At 42.7% G+C, this 2,409-nt stretch carries 3 protein-coding genes; 2 read left to right on the top strand and 1 reads right to left on the bottom strand.

Annotated features, from left to right (window positions below; translation table 11 throughout):
• A partial coding sequence (locus FEF15_RS19070) for a tyrosine-type recombinase/integrase (RefSeq protein WP_163561040.1) occupies positions 1-428 on the bottom strand: 428 nt, incomplete at its 3' end.
• Between the two features lie 43 nt (positions 429-471).
• Here FEF15_RS19070 and FEF15_RS19065 point away from each other — a divergent pair.
• Together FEF15_RS19065 and FEF15_RS19060 are read left to right on the top strand one after the other, a co-directional pair.
• Entirely contained in the window at positions 472-1,014 is a 543-nt protein-coding gene (locus tag FEF15_RS19065) for a hypothetical protein (protein ID WP_205598599.1), read from the top strand.
• A gap of 122 nt (positions 1,015-1,136) precedes the next feature.
• Positions 1,137-2,084 (top strand): hypothetical protein, encoded by a 948-nt coding sequence (locus tag FEF15_RS19060; RefSeq protein WP_163561038.1) that lies wholly within the window; start codon positions 1,137-1,139, stop codon positions 2,082-2,084.
• The last annotated feature ends 325 nt before the right edge of the window (positions 2,085-2,409 follow it).

The following is a 2,409-nucleotide window of genomic DNA, read 5'->3' as shown; positions in this document are numbered from 1 at the left end:
GCCCGGATCTGAGGGGGGCCGGGACGAGCAATCGCCCGGTCTACCCGACCGCATAGGGTGCTCAGACGACTTGGGAACAAATAGTCATCGTTACGGAGATAGGCGCGCTGCATCCATTCCTCAAGGGCGGTGCGAGTCTGCTCGGTTATTTCAAACTGTACTGGCCTCTTCGTTTTCTGCTGCGTGACGATGGCTCTTGAAGCCACATGGTTGCCATGGGATACATCACGGACGCGTAATTTGACTAAATCACAGGCTCGCAGTTTGCTATCGATCGCCAGCTCGAACAGCGCTAGGCCTCTTATGTTCTCAGCAAGCTGCAGCCTGACACGAATGGCCCAGATGTCTTTGAGCCGAAGCGGTGTTTTCTGACCAACTAGTTTGCCTTTGTTCCAAGGCTCGCGGGTAGCTGTTGTTGATGTGCTCATGGTGTGGACCTCCTCGGATGGAATGTATAGGATGGTCCAGAACATGATCGACGTGTGCTGGAGCCAGCAGTCAGTCGTGATTCGACACAAAACGGACATGGAAGCAAATGCTGCGGGCGCGTTTATCGGTGTTAGAGGGTGGACTACCACTCACTCAATTTTTCTTAGGTCAGTTAATATGGTAGATAGAAGAGTTAAATGGTTGGCCTATACGGTTCTAGTCGGCCTTATACCAATAGGTTCGCGTTTTCTAATCTGGTTGGTCTCAACATCTAATACGATGCCGTTGTTCAATCCGTCTGACTTTGTTGCATTTGGATTGGTGCTGCACATATCTAATATCAATGAGATTGAGCATATAGGTGCAAACGACCATAATTGGAAAACCATACAGAACGGTGTTTCTTTGGCGTTTATTGTATTTTATGGTGTTCTGTATGCGTTAACGGTAATGTCCGATATGTCTCCAGGGATAATAAATTTAGAGACCATTAAATATTCAGCGATGATTCTTTGTGTAGTCTCATTGTTTTTAAGCTATTCCGTGTTTCATCGAGTGTCGATGATCGAGAAGGGTGGAGGCTAAAATGGATATACTAGTGATATTTATAGCCGCTATTCTAGTTATATCCGGTGCTGGTGTTGGCGTTTGGTCAATATTAAGTACAAGGAAAAGATACCTTGATGACTATTTGAGAAGGAAGCGCAATGGAACATCTTAAGAACTTTATCTATCTGGATGAATACAAAATGTCTTCACTGTCGTCACAACTTTTTGAAGGCATTACAGAGTATCTTGTTTCTGCAAACAGGTCAGCATCAGAGGAAAGTGAGCAGCAAAAAGGAGAAATTGGTAGTGGTCGTATTTTTGCTGATGCGCTTAGCAAAGATAGTAGCACAGAAGAGAAAAAGGTTCTTCACGACTATCTGTATTCAAAATTTGAAAATAGACTTCTAGAAAATGAAAAAGTTCTAATCGTGAAAGGTGGTTCGGAGTGTGATTTATTGGCTGAGATACCCAAATATCCATTCATAAAGATAACATCCAAGGCCATCTTCAATGACATTAATTCTATTAAAGCAACCCTGACTAATTTTAATGTTTTGGGCGAAGCATTTGCGTACGTAACTAACTTTGAAAAACTTAAGGAAGTTCAGTCTCAACTTGAAGAGGCAAAAAGGAATACGAAAGATCGAAATGAAAAAGCACGGCTACAGCAAGAGTATAAATCGATAACAAATATAAAAAATGTGGCTAAGGAGACGGGCCTCCATCAAGATGAAAAATTTCTGGAAAAACTAAATTATCTATTGTCTTACGGTTTTGAAGATCAGTTCGAAATACAAATGAATGGTTCTGACCGTATATGTACCGCAAATTTAAATAGAGAATATTTGCGCGAGAATGAGTCTCTATTGAAAAGGAAATATTCGCGAATCACTGAAAAAGAATTTGTGATGTTTGGAGTGGTATCTCAAGCGAATAACTCAAAGAACATAGATATCGAGGGTGAAGAGGAGGTGGACGAGGAAAGATCAATTAAGGATGCATTGCTAAATCTGGTAGAGCACCTGACGAACTTGGAGAACCAGTTTACGGGTAGGCTTTCAAATGAAATCATCATTGATCCTATTGCAATTTATACAGAACTCTAGAGAAACCTCCTCTAACATATTGCGCCACACGGATGGCCTTTTTTCCACTTCGCTTAAAAAAGGCCACTGGTGTGCTCCACGTTAGATTTCAAAGGAGCTTCTACGTTGCCATTCCAGATCACCAAAGTTTCAGATCAAGGAACAGCCAATCCCATTGTGGCTCGCTTGAGTGTACAGACTAGTCAGCTGGTCAAGTTTTGTCCCGGTGGCGAAGAGTTACACAAATCTGTCCTTGAGCTTTTTCATGACCATGTCCAAAAACAATCCTGATTACGCATAAGAGTCAGCCATCTTCAGGAACCGGTACGGCATCGGCGGCGTTCTC

This window comes from Halomonas sp. NO4 (assembly GCF_010994375.1).
Classification (GTDB): Bacteria; Pseudomonadota; Gammaproteobacteria; order Pseudomonadales; family Halomonadaceae; genus Halomonas.
The sequence above is the reverse complement of the archived record's forward strand: the minus strand, read 5'-3'. Positions and strand labels throughout refer to the sequence as shown.

Coding starts and splice junctions, on each gene's coding strand:
- FEF15_RS19060 (WP_163561038.1), top strand. CDS start 1,137: ATGGAACATCTTAAGAACTTTATCTATCTGGATGAATACAAAATGTCT.
- FEF15_RS19065 (WP_205598599.1), top strand. CDS start 472: ATGATCGACGTGTGCTGGAGCCAGCAGTCAGTCGTGATTCGACACAAA.